Raw genomic sequence first — 18,044 nt, forward strand, 5'->3', positions numbered from 1 at the left:
TAATTAATTTATTTTATTATCTTGATTTAAAATCATGCTCCAAATCATGTCTTGATTTAGAAGCTGATTGTTGATTGTGGCTCCGTTGGAAGCGAGGGTTATGTTGGTTCCATCTTTCCAAACCGGATGCCAGAGGTCGGGGTAGATTATTTGATTGTCAAAGTTGCTGTCAATGCCGGATTGATTCTGGACTACCAGCTGGTATTTTGAACTCGGCACTGAAGATTGGAAAATCCCGGCCCATTTGTTTGCCGGTTTATTTTGTTCCAGGTTAAATGCTTTAAACGGCAATTTGTAAACAAACTGCACTTCACTGGTTTGGCCCGGCAGAGTGGCAATCCAATTTCCAAAAGCGGTTTTACTGAATTCATTGGTTACCCTGGTGCCTGAAACCGGGTCAATGTTGATTTCTTTTTCAAATTCATTAAGCATTTTATCCTCTGTAGTCCACTTATCGGGAACTTTTAAGTGCTGTTCATCGGGCCAGGAAAAGCCGCTGGCGCTAACGAGTTCACTGCCTTGCGGAACATAGACCCTGATATAATCAATATTCGTCTGACCGTATAATTGTTCTCCGGATACTCCGGTGTGTTCTCTTTTTACCACCACGCTGTCTAAAATTGTTCCGTCCGGCTGAACCACTGCCTGGTGGCTGATTGTCTGTTTAATTTTAGCATCGCTTTTTTGACCCTGGATGTTGGTATTTACCACCATCAGGTAATCTTGTCCGGCCGAGGTCTTGAGTATCTTTCCGCCCCAGCCGAAATTATTTATTGTCTCTTCGGTGTTGTTGTTGGTGAAATAGGCCTGGACCTCTTTTTGTTGTAAGGCCTCATGCAAATTTGTGAGAATCGGCAGAATATCCTGCGGTTTTATGTTTTTTAAATAATCCACAAACATCGGCGCCAGATCCGATAAAATTTGTTTTGGTTTGTTGTTGGCTTTGTCTGGTCCGTATTCAACGATATTTTGAATGGCCGGCAGGGCATTAGCCGCGGTTAAAGTGAGGTTGTATTTTTGGGCGGTAACCGGCCCGATAATAGAAAGAATGCGGTTTAAAACTGTGGCATTAATGGCAATGACGCCATCGGCCGTGATGTTGCGGCTGTGTCTGTAAAACCAGAGCATGTTTTGCGCGCTGGCAGGAAAATCCGGGAACCAATTTGAATCCTGAAATTCCCAGCGCTTATTGATAAATAACAGGGGGGTGGGCGGTTCTACCGATTCAGAAAGCTGGCCTTGCAAATCATAAGATCCGCCGGCCGGAACATCCATGTTCGTAATTTTACCATCCACCACGTCCAGCAAAGCGAAACTGCCGGCAAAGCCCCCGGTCGCCCTTAGTTCTGCCGGATTTTGGAAAACCAGCAAATATCTGCGTAAACCCTTGCCGCCGAAAATTTCCTGCAAGGATTGATTTAAATTTGATAAATTTTCCAGATCGCCGGAGAAAGCCGTGAAAATGGTTTTTAATTGGTTGAAAGAATTTTGATACTCAAAAGGCAGAACCTTCGGGTCAACCTGACCTAAATTTTTTAGGGCCTCATTGTAGGTGGGAATGGCATACTGCAGATATGCGTTTAAGATGTTCATGCTCTCGGTGAGGGTGGAACTGGGAGAGTTTTTAATTTCCGCCAATCCTTTGACCATATAAGTGTTGCCGAGAGCAATACTTTGTCCGGCCAGAATTAGTTTTTGTCGGCTTTGAATTTCATTACCAATTATTGGTAAAGTTGAAGCGATAGTTTGCACAAGCTGGTGGTTGCTGTTTAGAGTCGCAAGCGCGGCATCAAAGTTTTTCAAAGCATCGCCCAGTGATTTTTGGGCGTCATCAAGATTGCCGGCCATAATATCGGTGGTGGAATCCTGCAAGGCGATAAAACCTTGGGTGCTGTTTCCAGCCACTTTGTTTACGGTTGATTGCAGGTCGGTGTAATAGGACTGCGCGCTTGAGGGGAGAATGAATACCAGAGCAATAAGCGTGGCCAAGGCCACGGCGCGGCGGAGGGTGACGTGTTTAAAATAATTCTTTTTGATTTTTGGTTTGTGAATTTTAGGAATTTTGGGGGAAAATGAAGGAATCTTAATTGGGGCCTGGTTTTTTATTTTAGGGGCTTCTTCCGGTTTATGGTGAAAATAATATTCCTGATTTGTGAGTTCTTCTTCCGGAGCGGCAGTGTCAACATTTTTCCAAATGTCATGATGCTGTTCTTTTAAATTGACAACATGCGGTGAATCAGGGGAGTTGTAATTGACATGGTGGACAAAAAATTTAAACGGCTGGTTATCCCGTTTTTTTTCCTGGAGTTGTTCCGGACAGGTGGATTTGTTGTGCCCAACTCTTTGGCAAATTGCACAGCGCCTAAGCTGGGGTTTTTTGGTTGTTTTTGGCATTTTTTCAAGCACTAAAAATTGCCGATAAATATTATGGTATTATACACCATTTTTACGTTCGGCGCACCCGGCAACTGTTAATAAGTTTTGTAGATTTGAAGCGTTCTTTTGGCGGTTTCCAGCCAGGAGTATTTTTTGAGGATTTGTTGCGATTGTTGGATCAGATTAAGGCGCAAATTTTGGTTAGTAAAGCCGTTATAAAGGGCTTGAGTAATTTCTTCGGGGTTTTTGGGATCAAAATATAGCGCGGCGCTGCCGAGAATTTCCGGTAAGCAGGCGCTGTTTGCGGAAATTACCGGCACATGGTGGGTCATAGCTTCCAGTGGCGGCAGGCCAAACCCTTCATACAAGCTTGGGAACACATATAACATGGCTCCGGAGTAGATAGTGTTGAGTTCATCGTCATTTAGATAGTCAGTGAAGATTATATTCTTGCATTGTTTAAATTTTTTGCTGTTAATCAAGCGATCATAAAAATAATTTTTCTTGCCAACCAAAATCAGCTGAAAATTGTCGCCGTATTTTTTTTCAAAATCATGCCAGGCGTCAACCAAGCCCTCCAGATTTTTGTGCGGATAGGCCACGCCGACATATAAGGCGTAGGGTTTGTTAATGTTGAATTTTTTAAACAGTTCTTTGTGTGAGATATTATTTTGTTTTTGTTCCTGGGGCTGGGGGGACAGAAGGGTCACGAATATTTTTTGGAGCGGGATTTTAAGGGTTTTATGAATGTCTTGTTTGGTAAATTCGGAAGGGGTAATTATTTTTTTGGCTTTTTTTGATATTTTTTTTATTAAAATTTTATGGGCCTGATGTTTAAGCCAATAAACAATCACACTTCGCGTGCTGGCGCGGCGCGTCGGATAATGAAAAAGAATTAAATCGTGAATGGTTACCATAAACGGCCCGTTGTAAAAATAGGGGACATTCCAATGCGGAAAATGCATCAGATCAACTTTTTGCTGTTTTATTATTTTAGGTATCTTCGTTTGTTCGGCCAATCCGTACCAATAAACATCGGCTAAAACTTTTTTAAAGTTTGAATTGGCGGGCTGAAACTCTTCAAAATTTTCTTTGCGCAAAAAAATAATATATTCATTGGCTGAATCAATTTTTTCCAGATTTTTAATCAATTGTTCAATGTATCGTCCCAAGCCGCCTTGTTTTGGGCCATACATTCTGGCGTCTATGCCGATGCGCATAATTATAAGTTAGTCACTATATTTAACCAGTTTTTGGCTGTAATTGTCCAGTTGAACTTGGTTGCCTGGGTCAGGCCTTTATTTTTAAAATACATTTTTAGATCGGTGCTGTTTAAGATTTTAATCATGGCTTCGGCAAGAGAGCTGGTATCGGTTGGGTTGGTTAGCAGAGCTGCACCCTCGGTGATTTCCGGCAGTGAAGATCGGTTTGAGGTAATAACCGGCGTGCCCTCGGCCATAGCTTCTATTACCGGAAAGCCAAAACCTTCATAAAAACTGGGAAAGACAAATAATTCCGCCGCTTTATAAAGGGCGGGTTTGTCGGCCGAGTCAACGTAATCAATAAATTTTATCTGATCTTTAATTGGCGATGATTTTATTCTTTGAAAAATATGTTTATAGCGCCAACCCCTGGCGCCGGCAATCACTAAAGAGCAGGGGAAAGCCAATTTTGGGAAAGCTTTCTCATAGGCCTCAATCAAGCCGATAATGTTTTTACGCGGTTCAAGAGTGCCTAAAAATAGGATAAATTTTTCCGGGAGATTATATTTTTGTTGGATATTTTGCGTGCCATTTGTGGAGGTATTAAAATTAGAATCCAAGCCCGGATATAAAGTTTTAATCTTTTCTCCGGCTATGGCGTATTTTTCCACTATGTCTTTTTTGGTATTTTCCGATGGCGTCAGAATTACATTTGCTTGTTCGCATTGTTTTTTAGCGTTGACTATTTTATGCCAGAGGCGTTGTTTTAAAGAATAAAAATCAGGAAAAAATTCAAAAGACAAGTCGTGAATGGTAAGAATTATTTTTGTTTTATTGGCGAGCGAGGTGAAGTTAATGTTGGGCGAATAAAAAATATCAATGTTTTGCCTGGAAATCTTGGTTATCAGTTTATCCAGTCGCGGCCGTTTAAATACTTGTAAAGAAAAGTTAAATAATTTATTGGGCCATCTGGTGGTCACAAAATGCACGTTGTTTTGCTCCCACTTCGGGATAAATTTTGAAACATCAGCATGCGAATTATAAAAAAGAAAATATTGATTATTTTTATCAATTTCAAAAATAGCGTTGAGGAGTCCGTAGGTATACTCGCCAACGCCGGTGCGAACTAGTGACATTAACGGGCGGATGTCTATGCCGATATTCATAAGCGAAATGAGTGAGAGAAATGAAATTATTTATAATTTCATTTCCGAACGAATGAGCTTATATCTTAATATAACTTTTTGTAACTTTCAAAATGTATCTTATCGTCTGTAAAAATTTCTATAACTTTATACTTTCCCTTAGTATAGCTTTCATTATCTTGTTTAAAATGTGTTGCCTCAATTATGATTATGCCGGCCTTTGGTTTGGAGAGGTTTTCATTACCGGTTGTTTCAAGGAGCGGCAGTTCGCCATCCAGCCAATACAAACGTTGTCCCTTTTTTAAAAATGGATAGATCTCTCCGGTAATCAATTTTTCCGGAATGCACTCTTCAATTTTACGATTTCCAGCACGATATTCAGAAATATTTCGCAGGGCCAGATCAGGATTAAATTCAAATTTAATACCCATATAATTATTTTATTAAAACTTCCTGGTTCATGCCTTTTTTAAATTCCTCATGTCTGTCATTAATCTTTTTTTTGAAATTATTTTTAAAATTATTTACGTCAAATTTCAGAGCATGTTCGCGGATTTTGGCGCTGTCCCAATTTTCAAAATTAAAATTTAATAGGGCATCTAAAAGCGATTCCCAGCTTTGGCTGTGGAAAAATTTACCGGTTTCATTGGAGATAACCGTTTCCGTGGCTCCGCCTTGGCAGTAGGCGATTACCGGTCGGCCGCTGGCCATTGATTCAATGGCAGTGATGCCAAAATCCTCCAGTTGAGGATGAATATATGCTTTGGCACGGCTAAGCAGATCGGCTTTGGCCGTTTCCGAGATTTGTTCCAAAAATTCAATATTCGGTTTGGCTATTTTTTTTAAGGTTGATAATTCCGGACCGGTGCCAAAAATTTTAAGCGGCCAGCGCAGACGATTAAAAGCTTTAACAATTAAATCCGTGCGTTTATAAGGCACAAGTCGTCCGCCGGCTACAAAATAATCGCCGATGTTGGGTTGAATTTTGAAGTTTTGGGTGTCAACCGGCGGATAAATAACTTCGCTTTCGCGGCGGTAGTATTTATGGATTCTTTGTTGGACTGTTTTTGAGTTGGCTATAAAATAATCAACTCGGTCAACACTCATTTTATCCCAGATGCGCAAGTTATGGACCATGCCCGGTAAGAACAGTTTTATTAATCCATTTTGCCGCAGGTCGGAAATATATTCGCGATGATCGGCCCATAAAAATCTGGGCGGAGTGTGGCAGTATGAAATATGGAGAGTGCCGGGCGGGGTAATTACGCCTTTGGCAAACACGCTTGAGGTTGAAATAACCACATCAAATCCATTCAGGTCTTGGCTTTCCGTGGCCACCGGCATCCAGGGTAAGTACCATTGGTAGCTGGTTCGGCCAAAAGGCAAACGGGCCAAAAAGGTCTCTTTGATATTTTTATCAGGAAAAGAAGTGATTTTTTTCTTGTTATGAAATAAAACAAAAATCGGCGCTTCCGGCCAGATTTCATGCATGGCTTTTAGCACTCTTTCGGCCCCTCCATCTTGTGCCAGATAATCGTGAACAAGCGCGATTTTCATATTTTTTATAGGGAGCCGGTTTTTCTGATGACAACAAAAGGTGTTTTAATTAGAATTATGAGATCTAAAAATAAACTCCAGTTTTCTATATAAAATGTGTCCAGCTTTATTTCTTCTTCATAGCTTAAATTGCTGCGTCCGGAAATTTGCGCCAAGCCGGTGATACCGGGTTTGATTTCTAAAACTATTTTATGCTTTCTTTCGTAATTTTCAACCTCCCGGGGCTGGTGCGGACGCGGGCCGACCAAACTCATTTCACCTTTGAACACATTAAAGAATTGTGGCAATTCGTCTATGCTCCAGCGGCGGATAAACCGGCCAAACGGAGTGACACGCGGGTCATTTTTGATTTTGTAAATCGGACCGTTTTTTATGCTTTGTTTTTTGATCAGTTCCTGTTCTTTGGCCAAAGCCACGGTGGAAGCTTTTTTGCCAAACTGAATGCCGTTTGAATCTTTTTGATACATTGATCGAAATTTTAGCGTGAAGAATTTTTTATCGGCTTTGCCGACTCTTTCATTTTTGTAAATCACCGGCCGGCCGGTTTCAATTAAAATTATTAAAGAGATAATTAAATAAATTGGAGAGAGGATAATTATAAAAAATATACTGCCGATAATATCTATTAGTCGTTTGAAAATTCTGCCCCAACCCGTCAGCCGCGTTAAGCGCAGTTCAATAATCGGAATGCCGGTGATGGTGGAAACGGCCATGTTGGTGGAAATGGTTGAAAACAAATCAGCTGAATATTTGAAAGCGATGTGATGTTCGTTGGCAAAATCAATTGCTTCCAACGCCTCTTTTTCATTAGCTTTCGGATCCGTAAAAATTATTTCGTCCGGTTTTAGTTTTAAAATTGTTGGTTCGCTGGCGACATCAAAACCATCGTAGGTGGCCACCACTTTATAGCCAAATGACTTGTTGAGTAGTGATTGCTTGATTTCCTGGCCGATAATTTCTTTGCCGATAATAATTGTGCGGCGTAGTCCTACGCCGGCTTTGTGTAGCCAGATTTTTAAACCGGCGGTGAGGATGCGCCCCAGTGACACAAAGATAATGGCTAAAATCCAACCGACCAAAACCAAAAATCTGGAATCAAATTTTTGCAAGGTGAAAAAAACATAAATGGTGATGCCGGCAAAACCGGTGGCGGTGGCCATGACCACTCGGGTGAGATCGCGGGCGAGCTTGCGGTTGGGGTTGGTGCTATATAACCCGGATAAAGCAAAAATAATAATCCAGGCCGCGGCTGTAAGCAAGACCAATGGCCAGTATCTTTGCCAGGAAAGATTAAACAAAACCGGCCGGATGGCTTTGGCAAAATCAGCAAAGCGAAGCGTGTAGGCAGTAAAGCCGGCCAGTATCAGCAGGGCAAAGTCAAGAGGAAGTTGGAGTAAGGTAAAAAAGAGTTCAAATTTTTTCATAGTTGTGGGCGCGGTGCGCTTAGGTTGAGTATATTTTACGCCAACTGCCCAACATTGACAAGAGAGCTGTTTTAGTGTTAATTTAACGTGCTGTGGCGAAACCATTCTGGCCAAGCCCGACAGCGTCTGTAAACACGGTCGTATAAAGGAGACAAAACATGGCGACCGCAAAACAGATTCCGTTTTTGATGGGAAGGTTGGTGGAGCATCAGTTTTACTTCTGTGCTTTGTCCACCGCAAGCGCCACGTGGGCGAGCCAAAACCCGAAAGACGCCATTGCCTTGTGCGTGGCGGCGATCGAGAATCGCCAAAAGGAGCGTCAGTCCGACCCGGCGCCTTCGCCACTCCTCACCTTGGTCGGTGCCGTCGTGATCTGGCTGGCCGTGAGGTTCGTTGCCAGTGAACACCTGGTGAAGAATACCGAGAAGAACGCGCCGGTGAAGATTTCCTACATCTTCGATAAGGTCACCGTGTGGTTCCAGGGCAAGATCGAGGAGCGGGTCGAGGGCGAGATGGCTCTGTGCTGCCATACCCTGAACTCCGACTCGGACGATAACCTCATCATCAACCAGCTCGGCGGCGAGACCAAGGCCGAGACCGCCCTTGCCGAGGTCTTTGCCTGCTTGGAGAAGCAACCCAACGGCGAGGATGGTGCGCTACTCACTAACGGCCACGCGAACATCTTCTATGTTCGCAACACCGAAGGTGTGTTGTGCGTGATCCAAGTGATCTGGCGCGGTGACGGTTGGACCTTCTACACCCGTTCGGTCGGTTCTCTGGACACATGTACCGAGGGCCGCCGGGTGTTCTCCCGCGCCGCATAGTTTGTTCCTTCCTTCCAAGCGCCCCGCCTGTCAGATGGTGGGGCATTTTTTTATCCAAATCTTGACAAAACCCCTCATTTGTGCTATAGTTAACCCATTCATAGCGGATGATCGAGCCGACTTAGTCGGCTAGGAAAGTCCGAACACCCAAGATGGCAGTGGGTAACGCCCACCGCTACGGTGGCAACGCCGTGGTTGGGAAAGTGGCACAGAGACAATTCTAACCCCGACAAGCTCGGGGTAAAAGGTGAAAAGTGTATGGGGGATTTGGTTCTCGAGACCAAAGCTACTATACTCGGCTGATAGCAATATCAGTTCGTGCTAAACCCTGCCTGGTGCAAGAGCAGCGTTTCGCGGCGCAAAACCGCGGTTCGAAAAGTTCGCTCGCTAGAACGCGTTAGCAATAACGCGTCCAGATAAATGATCGTCACCTCGCCCCATTTTTAAACAAAATGGTGCGGAGCACAAAATTCGGCTTATAGCTATGAATAAAAAAGACGACCCGCAAGGGCCGTCTTTTAATATATCCGCGGATTTATGATGTTCCCGGCGCCATCGTTGGTTGCTGTTGCATCATCGGCTGTTGTGGTTGTTGTGGCATGTATTGTTGCATTCCCTGCGGCATTTGTACTTGTTTAAATTGTTGCGGCCCTTGTTCCCAAGGCATTATTTCTCCTTCTTGTCCGGTCAGTTCATTAACCTTATTGCCAAAATCCTGTCTTAAATTTTCTAAGTCATCCAGGGCTGATGTAATCGTATCAACATCATAATTTTTACTCGCAATCAAATCTTTTATTTCCTGTCCTTTTACTTTTATTTCATCCAGAATTGGTACAAGTTCGGATGTGTCTATCTTCTTTTTCTTTAATTGATTGATTGTTTGTTGCGCTTGATTGACACTTTGTTTAAAGGTGGAATTGAAACTGCCCAGGTTACCCATCATCATTATAATCTGGTCATTCTGCATTATGTCATCCATTTGGCCGAAGAAATCATTTTCCACGGTATCAAACGCGCCCTGTGAATCATCGGTGGCCATTTTGCTTACCGCGTCCGCTTTAACCGCTTTGAGTTTATTAACCGCCTCTTCAAATGCGTTGTAAACACTTTGGATGTCTATGCCCTTCTTAACTAATTTATCAGTGATTTGTTTGGCGCGTTTGAGCTCACGGGTAAGCATGGTGAGCTGTTTGTCCATCTGTTTTAAGGTTTGCGGCCAGCGAGCCAGCATCTCCAGTGTCTGACGGTCTTGGTTTAAATTTTCCATTGCTTCAGACATTGAATTGAAATCAATATCATTCAACTGATCGGCGGTGGTCGCGTTTTTTATACTGTTAATAATATTCCTTAGGTTAAGAATATTTTCTTGGGTGTTGGTCGGAATGGATATTTTTTGTTTTTGGAATTTGGCCACTTGTTTTTCAAACATATTAAGCTGCGATTCCATGCCTTTGATATTTCGTTTCATGTCCTGCAATCTTTGGTTTGCCTGAAAAACATCCTGCCTATATTGGTCTAAGGATTGTGACAGATCCTGCATCTCGCCCATATCAACATTTTGCATTTCTTCCATGGTGCTCACATTGGAAGCGGCCGCGACCAAATCTTTTAATTTAACCAAATTTTGTTTGATATCATCCGGTACGGTGATTCCGCTTTTCTCCGATTGGGCTATCATCCGGTCGTATTCTTTAATGGATCGTTGCAGTTGTTTTATACTATTTTTTATTTGTTTAAGCTGTTGTTCCGGACTTGGACCATAATTCGGTTGTTGCGGCGGCTGTTGTGGGGGTTGTGGTTGTGGCTGTGGTTGTGGCTGTGGTTCAGGACCCGGCTGTTGCGGGCCAGGGTTGGGCTCCGGAGATGGTTGAGGTGGAGTCGGGGGAGTTGGTTCGGGGGGAGCCGGAGCAATGACTTGTTGCTCTTCCGCTGAAGTATTGTTGGTGCCTAGCGTGCTTAAAAAGTTTTTTAATATTTGCGGAAGTTCTATATAAAAAGCTTTGGCTGGCATGGCAAATGAAAAAGTCACGGCCATGGCCACGGTTAGAATAGAAATGTTTATTATTTTTTTCATAAGGTTTAGTTTTTTATTTGACCCCGGATTGGTCCAGGGCAGTACGGATAATTTGAGCCGACCTTTTAAATTTTTTTAATTCTTCATTGTTTAATTTTATATCCAGCACTTTTTTTATGCCGGTGCGGCCAACTGTGCTGGGCAAAGAGATACAGACATCTTTTACGCCATATTGTCCGCTCATTAGGGAAGAAACCGAGTAAGCATGATCTTCGTCATTTATAATTGATTTAACAATGCGGGCAACAGCGGCGGCGATTCCATAGTAGGTGGCGCCTTTTTTACGGATAATTTCCTGGGCTGAGTCCCTGGTTCGGGTATAAGCGGCGGCAACTGTTTTTTTATCGTATTTAGGCAGGGAAGCAATATTTTCTCCCATAACATTGGCATGGGAATAAACCGGCACTTCGCTGTCGCCATGTTCGCCGATTAAATACGCGCCCATGCTATGCGGGTCAACATTGAATTTTTTTGCCAATAAATAGCGGAAACGGGAAGAATCCAAAGTTGTGCCGGTGCCAAAGACCTGGTTTTTTGGGAATTTTGAAACTTTTAACGCGGTATAGGTCAAAACGTCCAAGGGATTTGTGACCATCAGAATAATGGCGTCTTTAGTATATTTGCAGACATTCTTTACTACTTCGGTAATAATTTTGACATTTGTTTTTGCCAATTCCAGTCGGGTTTGGCCCGGTTTTTGGTTTATACCGGCGGCAATCACCACCACATCGGCGTCTTTACAATCTTTATAGTCGCCGGCCCAAACGTGGGAGTCCGGCGCAAAGGAAATGGCATGTTCTATGTCCAGCGCCTCGCCTTCACATTTCTTTTTGTTTACGTCAATCAAGACAATTTCCGAAGCTACGCCTTCAATCATCATAGTGTAGGCGGCGGTTGAGCCGACAAAACCCGTGCCGATTACCACCACGCGGGTTGACTCCATTTTTTTTGGTTTGGGCATAAAAAAAGCATTATATTATTATAATGCCTTTATTATACAGGATTTATTCCTATACCTCAATAACTACCGGCAGCACCATCGGACGTTTCTCGGTCTTGCTGAATAGGAACTGACCGACGTAATCGCGGATTTTGTTCCGGATATAATTGGTGTCTGCCCAAGACAGGGGATCAGAATCAATCACCAGCTTTTTTACGCGGTGGCGCAGATCCTCAATTAGTTCTTTATTCTCTTTTAAGAACACGAACCCGCGCGAGATGATGTCAGGGTTTTGAATCAGTTTGCCGGTTTTGCTGTCAACGGTTGCAATAATTACAATCATTCCGTCTTCAGCCAATACCTGCCGGTCGCGCAAGACAATGTTGGTTTCATCGCTTACGCCGAGCCCGTCAACGAACACATAATCAGCCGGCAGTTTTGTGGAAGTCATTTTACCGCTGCCATGCGAGAATTCAATCACTTGTCCGTTATCGGCAATGAAAATGTTTTCTTTGGGGAAACCCATCGACTGGGCGACTTTTGCATTGTAATGCAGTAAGAAGTGATTGCCTTCAATTGGAATGAAGTATTTCGGATTTATCAACCTGATCATCAGTTTTACGTCATCAGATTTGGCATGGCCGCCGGCATGGACGTCCATCATTTGATAATGGATAACTTCCGCGCCTTTTCTAAACAGCGTGTCTTTCAAACGTTGGACAGTTCTTTCATTTCCCGGAATAACTGACGAAGAGAAAACAACCGTGTCGCCCGGGGTCAGACGGATAAACCGGTGTTCGCCGCTCGCAATACGCATTAGCGATGCATTTTTTTCTCCCTGCGCGCCGGTGCAGATTATCACCACTTTGTTATCCGGATAATCGCTGACTTTGTTTAGGTCAATTAAGGTTTTGGGAGAAAACTGCATGTAGCCGAGCTCTTTGGCTATGCCGACATTGCTTTTCATGCTGAAGCCGTCAAGCGCAACTATTTTACCCAGCTTTTCCGATATTTCAATAATCTGTTTGATACGGGAAAGCAGGGAAGAGAAAGTACCGATGATTAATCGTCCCGGCGCCTTGGAGATGATTTCATCCAGGTTGGTGCCGATTTCCATTTCGGAAATCTGGTGTCCGGGCTGGGAGGCATTGGTGCTGTCGCTTAAGAGTGCGAGCACACCTTGAGAGCCGATGCGGGCAATTTTCTGTAAGTCCGCCGGCTGTTCGCCTGATGGCTGATAATCAAATTTCCAATCGCCGGTGTGAACAATGACGCCCTCCGGAGTGTGGATCACCACACCCATTGAATCGGGAATATTGTGGTTTAAGTGGAAAAATTCCAACTCAAAACTTCCCAGCGTCAGTTTGTCATCAACGTTTAAATTATTAATGTTGAGCGGGCGCAGGCCTTTGTAATCCTCTTGTCGCTTTTTGATAATCGCGTTGGTGAGCGGCAAGGCGTAAATCGGCGGGTATCCCAGTTGCGGAATCAAATGGGGGATGCCGCCGATATGGTCATAGTGGGCGTGCGTGATGATAACGCCGCGAATATGTTTTTCTTTGCCTTTGAGATAGCTCATGTTTGGAATGATGTAATCAATCCCGGGCATGTCTTCTTCGGGGAACTGCAAGCCCATGTCAATGATGATAATATCGCCATTGTATTCCAAAAGCGTGCAGTTGCGTCCGACTTCTTCCAGGCCGCCCAGCACGGCGATTTTTAATTTTGTTTCATCGCCGCGAAAGCGCGCGAAAGACGGGCCTCTTGGGGCCGGAACCGGTTGTCTGGGTCTTGCGTCCGTGTGATACGTCCGCTTGCCCCTACTGGATTTTTGTGTTTGTGTGTATCTGATCATATATATTAATGAATTAAGAAGCCAAAATATAATTTTGGAGTTTATTTAAATTGTGGGCGAGGAGGGATTTGAACCCTCATGACCGAAGTCATACGCTTCTGAGACGTACGCGTATACCAATTCCGCCACTCGCCCTGAAGTTAGTTAAATTTCCAATGCCTGGTGGTTTTGATGTACCAGTTATTTAGATCATTATATCTGTCTGACGGTGAAACGATTTTATCTAAATTTATTCCCCGCACTTCTTTGCTCACCGTGAAAGTGTAACTGGGTGTATACAAGAAGACAGCCGGAACGTCTTTGTTTAATGTGTTTTGAAAATCAGTATACAAACTGGCGCGCTTACTGTCGTCTGTGGTTGATCTGGCCTCTTCAAGTATCTTATCAGCGCTCCTGTTGGAATACAAGGCCAAATTAAGACCCGGATAATCAACTTGTGAGGAGTGCCAAAATGGATACGGATCCGGATCACCGCCAACTATTTCTCCATAGAGAATAACTTGATAATTGCGGTCTTTAATATTTGTTTTGGCAATTTCATGGCTGTCAACGTATTCTATTTTGGTTTGCACGCCAATGGCCTGCCACATTTTGGCTATGGACTCCGCGGCCTGATGATATTCCGGAGTGTCGGCTGTGGTAATCGTCAGTGTTAAAATATTGTTATTTTTATCTTCCCGGTAAAACGCCTGGCCGCTGTCCATTTCCTGGCGCGCCGCGTCGCCGACTTCCTTTTGAATCTGTTCTATAGAAGAAGTGGCGTCCAGAGTTGTGGTTGAGGCGCGAATGTCATCTATTTCTGTCTGTCTGGTTTTAAGCAGGGCGTTATATTTTAATTTGTAATAATCCTCCGGTTGGATGCGCTTCCATTTTTTATCCAGCAGGGTATTGGCCTTATCTATATCAAAAGCAATTGATTGTATTTTGTTGGAGAAGCCGACTTGACCGCGCAAAATCGGTGAATTTATTACTTCGCCATTGCCGCCCGTGGCGTCACTGGCAACTTTGTCTTTATTTATAGCCAGAGCCAAAGCATTTCGCAGGTCGCTATCCTGCAGATCAGCAGCAAAATTTTGGTTGAAAAATAAAGCGGTATATTGGGGCAATTGCAGTTTATGAAGTTCAAAATTTTTATTGCCGATTTTATCGGCCAAATCCTGCGGAATGAAACTCAAAGCCATTATGTCCTGGCCCTTTAGAGCGCTGGCCGCTTGCGTGTAATCGGTATAAAATTTAAAAGTGATTGTCTTCAGGTATGGCTGTTTTTGGTAATAATATTTGTTATGGACCAAAACATAATCTTGCAGATTGCCGTTTGAATCTTTTATTAATTTATCAAACATCCACGGTCCGGTGCCTACCGGCTGTAGATTTTGTTGAGCCAGCTTAATGCTTGCCGGAGGGACATCCGACCAGGTGTGCTGGGGCAAAATGCCGACAGTCAAACTGCTTAAGAATGGCGCGTAAGGATTTTTTAAAATAAAGCGTATGGAATAATCGCCGGTTTTTTCAATCTGCACTCCCTGAAAAGCAGGATAGAGCGGGCTGTTTACTTCCGGATTTTCAATTGTTTCAAAAGTAAACAATACGTCATCGGCCGTAAAATTTTCACCGTCAGACCAGTGAATATTTTGTTTTAAATTTATATCGTAAATTTTTCCGTCGGCGCTGATTTTATAATCAGTGGCCAGATCAGCGACCAGATTTTGGTTGTTGTCGTATTTGAAAAGTCCGGAGTAGATCAAATAGGTGATATCGGCGTCTACGTCATCGGTTGAGGAAAAGACCGGATTTATAAATTGCGGCTGGCCGATCAGACCCTCGCTGTAATCTCCGCCGGAGGCGGGGACGATGGTGTTGTTGTTGATAAAGAGTAGAACCACAAACGCGGCGAGGGCGCAAACCATCATCAGGGACATCAGTAAGATAATTTTTTTCTCAAATTTTGTTAAAAACCGCGGCAAGTATTTTAGTTGCGCGAAGTTGGGAAAAAAATGATGCCTAACCCGCTTGAGTAACTTTTTGTCAAGATCCGAGTTCATTGAAGAAGATTTAAAATTGAGTTTTATAAGGCGAGGCGCAGTAAGGAAACGCCAAAGAAAATTATGGAAATAACAATCGTGCCGGTATGAAGAATTTTATCAACCCCCCGTTTGGTGCTGTAGATGTTGCTTGAACCGCCGAACACCCCGCCCAGTCCGGTGCCTTTTTGCTGGATAAGAATAACCGCCACTAAGAAAGCCGCTAGAATGATTTGAATGATGTTAAAAAAAGTGTCCATAGAAGTATTAAATGATGTATACAGTATATCACTAATTTGGAAATTTGTCAATGTTACGGTGGAGATCTTGTATTTTTACTCATTTGTATGTATAATACCGCAAATGCAAACATAACCTCTTCTTTAATATGGCAGACACCAACGGCATAAATTTAAAATGGTATCAAAAGTGGTGGGGAGTATCGCTTATAGGTTTGATTGGTTTGGTGTCTGTAGCTTTAATTGTTTTCTTGGCTTTAACCGGTAAATATTGGTGGGATATCAAGCATGGCAAAGCAGAATTTTTAGCTCAAACCTTCTATTCTGGTTTTGCCAAGTCAACCTCAATTGCGGGTAACTCTAAAATAGACAGAACCAAATTGGAGACGGCTAACGGCCCTTTTATGGGAAACCCAAACGCGCCAATAACTATTGTGGCGTTTTTTGATTATAAATGTACATTTTCTAAAGAAGCGGTGCCGATAATTAAGAAATTAGTGGGTAAATACAGCAATGTAAAAGTAATTATTAGAAATTTTCCGGGTGAATCAATTCACCCGGGGACGGAAAAACTTTCCGAGATAGCCGCCTGCGCATTTATGGATCAGCCGGATCAGTTCTGGGGCTTATTTAATGTATTGTTTAACAAACAGGATAAGTTGCCGGCAATAATGACAGATCAGGATATTGCCAATCTTGCCGGTGACGCCGGTTTAAATTATGAACAGTTGAATAAATGTTTGCAGTCCGGCAAGGGCCAGATAAAGGAGCGTAAGGACTTTGCGGACGGAGTGGATGCCGGAGTAAGCGGCACGCCGACTTTTTTTGTGAACGGTGAAATGGTGGAGGGCGTGGTGCCTTTTGATATTTGGGAAAATTTTGTAAAAAATTATTAATTTTGTATGCCTAAGCAAATTAGGAAAATTATATTTATTCTAGCGCTTGGGTTTGTAGTTTTTCCGATGATGCCGGTGAGCGCCGCCGATGTAACTCCGGCACTGAATCCGATATGCTGGAAAAAAGCGGAATGCGATAAGGCCAGGGCATCATTTTTGGTCGGTTTGTCAGGAGCGGAGAAACAAAACGCGGCCGAGGGTTTTGTTAAAGGGGATGTGCCTTGCGTGGGCGGAGACGGAGAAGACGCCTGGGGGAAATGTTTGCCGGCTGGCGTCACTTATACTCAAATATCAATCGGCGGGCAGGGAAAATATGCCAATCTCGGCGTTTATTTACAGACCATTTATAACTACGCTTTGGGCATCGCTTCGGTTTTGGCGGTGGTCATGATAATAGTGGCCGGAGTGCAGTGGACAACTTCGGGCGGCAATACCGAGGTTATCAGTAGCTCCAAAAAAAGAATCGTCGGATCAGTGGTCGGGCTTTTTATTGCTTACATGTCTTTTTTTATTTTAAACACCATCAATCCGTCTCTGACCGCCCTGCGTTTGCCGCAGGTGTGGCTGATTAAACCGCAAAGCTTGATGCCGGAATATTGCAGTGCGGCACCGTCAAGTACCAAGTTTGGGAATGTTGGCACCGGCGATGCGAATGCGTTTAAAAATGTTAAGTATGATATTAGCTTGGCCACTGATAAGAGCAAGTTGGTTTGCGGAAGCAAGTTTGCCATGGAAAATGGGGGTAACACGACTTGTCTCGGGGATTATTGTCCGAATAAGGGAGAATTATGTTTTGGCAATAAAGTTGATAATTATAAATGCGAGCCGGGAGTGATTGGCGGAAAAATAATGCCGTCATTTACCCTTAGCAATTCAAATAGTAATCTGATCAGTTCGGTTAAATTATATGAGGTTTGTACAGACGGCAGTATTAAAGGACCTGCCGGCACAGCCACTCCGGTGAAAAGAGGCGGGGGTGAACAGTATTTGATAAGCGGCAGCATTGATACCTGCGGACCGGGGAAGACAGCCGGCTATTTTCTGGGCGCCGGCATAAATGATTGTTTATTACAATTAACCGGCACCTGCACCGGCGGCGGTATGGATTGGTTTGCTGTTGGCAGAGTACCCGGCACCAACTCGTGCAGTATTAATTTGGCCAATCAGTTTTTTAGATCATTCGGCGGCAACCAACCGGATTGCAGTCAGGTTCCCGCCGCCTGCACTTGCGGATTTTTGAAGTTGCTTAGCAATTCTGATGACTTTAAGAAGAACCTATTGATTCCTTCACTGCAAACAGATTACAAAGGTTATCTAATGTCCCCGGCAGAGTTGCAAAAAGGATTTATATGTGATATCCTTGTTGACCGTAGTGAGTTCCCCAGTTTGCCCGGTTCCACTGTTTCAACTTTGGTTAAGGGTGCCTTTACCGGGGGCCTTAGTATAATAGCTGAAGCAATAACATCTGCTAACAAAGATTGCCCATAGGTT

The 18,044-nt window shown here is 43.5% G+C and carries 14 protein-coding genes, 1 tRNA gene and 1 other RNA gene; 4 read left to right on the forward strand and 12 right to left on the reverse strand.

The window, feature by feature from the left end; translation table 11 throughout:
• Positions 1–3: 3 nt before the first annotated feature.
• From WC526_01245 to WC526_01270, 6 genes are all read right to left on the reverse strand, one after another.
• On the reverse strand, positions 4–2,394 hold the full coding sequence (locus tag WC526_01245) for a DUF4012 domain-containing protein (GenBank protein ID MFA5061754.1): 2,391 nt from the start codon (positions 2,392–2,394) through the stop codon (positions 4–6).
• A gap of 77 nt (positions 2,395–2,471) precedes the next feature.
• The gene (locus tag WC526_01250; protein MFA5061755.1) at positions 2,472–3,596 is read right to left on the reverse strand and encodes a glycosyltransferase family 1 protein; all 1,125 of its coding nucleotides are present in this window, start codon (positions 3,594–3,596) and stop codon (positions 2,472–2,474) included.
• Positions 3,597–3,598: 2 nt separating this feature from the next.
• A complete protein-coding gene (locus WC526_01255) occupies positions 3,599–4,744 on the reverse strand; it encodes a glycosyltransferase family 1 protein (protein ID MFA5061756.1) in 1,146 nt (381 codons plus the stop codon).
• Positions 4,745–4,809: 65 nt separating this feature from the next.
• Entirely contained in the window at positions 4,810–5,154 is a 345-nt protein-coding gene (locus tag WC526_01260) for a hypothetical protein (protein MFA5061757.1), read from the reverse strand.
• 4 nt (positions 5,155–5,158) lie between these two features.
• Positions 5,159–6,280, reverse strand: a complete 1,122-nt coding sequence (locus WC526_01265) for a glycosyltransferase (GenBank protein MFA5061758.1) — start codon at positions 6,278–6,280, stop codon at positions 5,159–5,161.
• Positions 6,281–6,285: 5 nt separating this feature from the next.
• Positions 6,286–7,704: a sugar transferase gene (locus tag WC526_01270; GenBank protein ID MFA5061759.1), complete on the reverse strand. Its 1,419-nt coding sequence runs from the start codon at positions 7,702–7,704 to the stop codon at positions 6,286–6,288.
• A gap of 158 nt (positions 7,705–7,862) precedes the next feature.
• Between WC526_01270 and WC526_01275 the strand changes: the two genes are divergently transcribed.
• Positions 7,863–8,528, forward strand: coding sequence for a hypothetical protein (locus WC526_01275; protein MFA5061760.1), 666 nt, complete (start codon positions 7,863–7,865; stop codon positions 8,526–8,528).
• 95 nt (positions 8,529–8,623) lie between these two features.
• Positions 8,624–9,023, forward strand: an RNA gene (gene rnpB, locus WC526_01280) — RNase P RNA component class A.
• A gap of 40 nt (positions 9,024–9,063) precedes the next feature.
• On the opposite strand, the gene WC526_01285 is transcribed toward rnpB, so the two are convergent.
• The 6 genes from WC526_01285 to secG form a co-directional block, all read right to left on the reverse strand.
• Complete coding sequence (locus tag WC526_01285; protein ID MFA5061761.1) at positions 9,064–10,602, reverse strand: hypothetical protein; 1,539 nt, start codon at positions 10,600–10,602, stop codon at positions 9,064–9,066.
• 13 nt (positions 10,603–10,615) lie between these two features.
• Positions 10,616–11,563: an L-lactate dehydrogenase gene (locus WC526_01290; GenBank protein ID MFA5061762.1), complete on the reverse strand. Its 948-nt coding sequence runs from the start codon at positions 11,561–11,563 to the stop codon at positions 10,616–10,618.
• Positions 11,564–11,612: 49 nt separating this feature from the next.
• A complete protein-coding gene (locus WC526_01295; GenBank protein ID MFA5061763.1) occupies positions 11,613–13,397 on the reverse strand; it encodes a ribonuclease J in 1,785 nt (594 codons plus the stop codon).
• A 53-nt stretch (positions 13,398–13,450) separates the two neighbouring features.
• Positions 13,451–13,532 (reverse strand) — tRNA-Leu (locus WC526_01300).
• A gap of 5 nt (positions 13,533–13,537) precedes the next feature.
• The gene (locus tag WC526_01305; GenBank protein MFA5061764.1) at positions 13,538–15,439 is read right to left on the reverse strand and encodes an ABC transporter substrate-binding protein; all 1,902 of its coding nucleotides are present in this window, start codon (positions 15,437–15,439) and stop codon (positions 13,538–13,540) included.
• Between the two features lie 23 nt (positions 15,440–15,462).
• Positions 15,463–15,678: a preprotein translocase subunit SecG gene (gene secG, locus WC526_01310; GenBank protein ID MFA5061765.1), complete on the reverse strand. Its 216-nt coding sequence runs from the start codon at positions 15,676–15,678 to the stop codon at positions 15,463–15,465.
• A gap of 128 nt (positions 15,679–15,806) precedes the next feature.
• On the opposite strand from secG, the gene WC526_01315 reads away from it, so the two are divergent.
• Together WC526_01315 and WC526_01320 are read left to right on the forward strand one after the other, a co-directional pair.
• Positions 15,807–16,553: a thioredoxin domain-containing protein gene (locus tag WC526_01315; protein MFA5061766.1), complete on the forward strand. Its 747-nt coding sequence runs from the start codon at positions 15,807–15,809 to the stop codon at positions 16,551–16,553.
• A gap of 6 nt (positions 16,554–16,559) precedes the next feature.
• Positions 16,560–18,041: a pilin gene (locus WC526_01320; GenBank protein MFA5061767.1), complete on the forward strand. Its 1,482-nt coding sequence runs from the start codon at positions 16,560–16,562 to the stop codon at positions 18,039–18,041.
• The last annotated feature ends 3 nt before the right edge of the window (positions 18,042–18,044 follow it).

The sequence above is a fragment of the Patescibacteria group bacterium genome (genome assembly GCA_041649475.1).
Lineage (GTDB): Bacteria > Patescibacteriota > Patescibacteriia > Magasanikbacterales > GWA2-37-8 > JBAZNA01.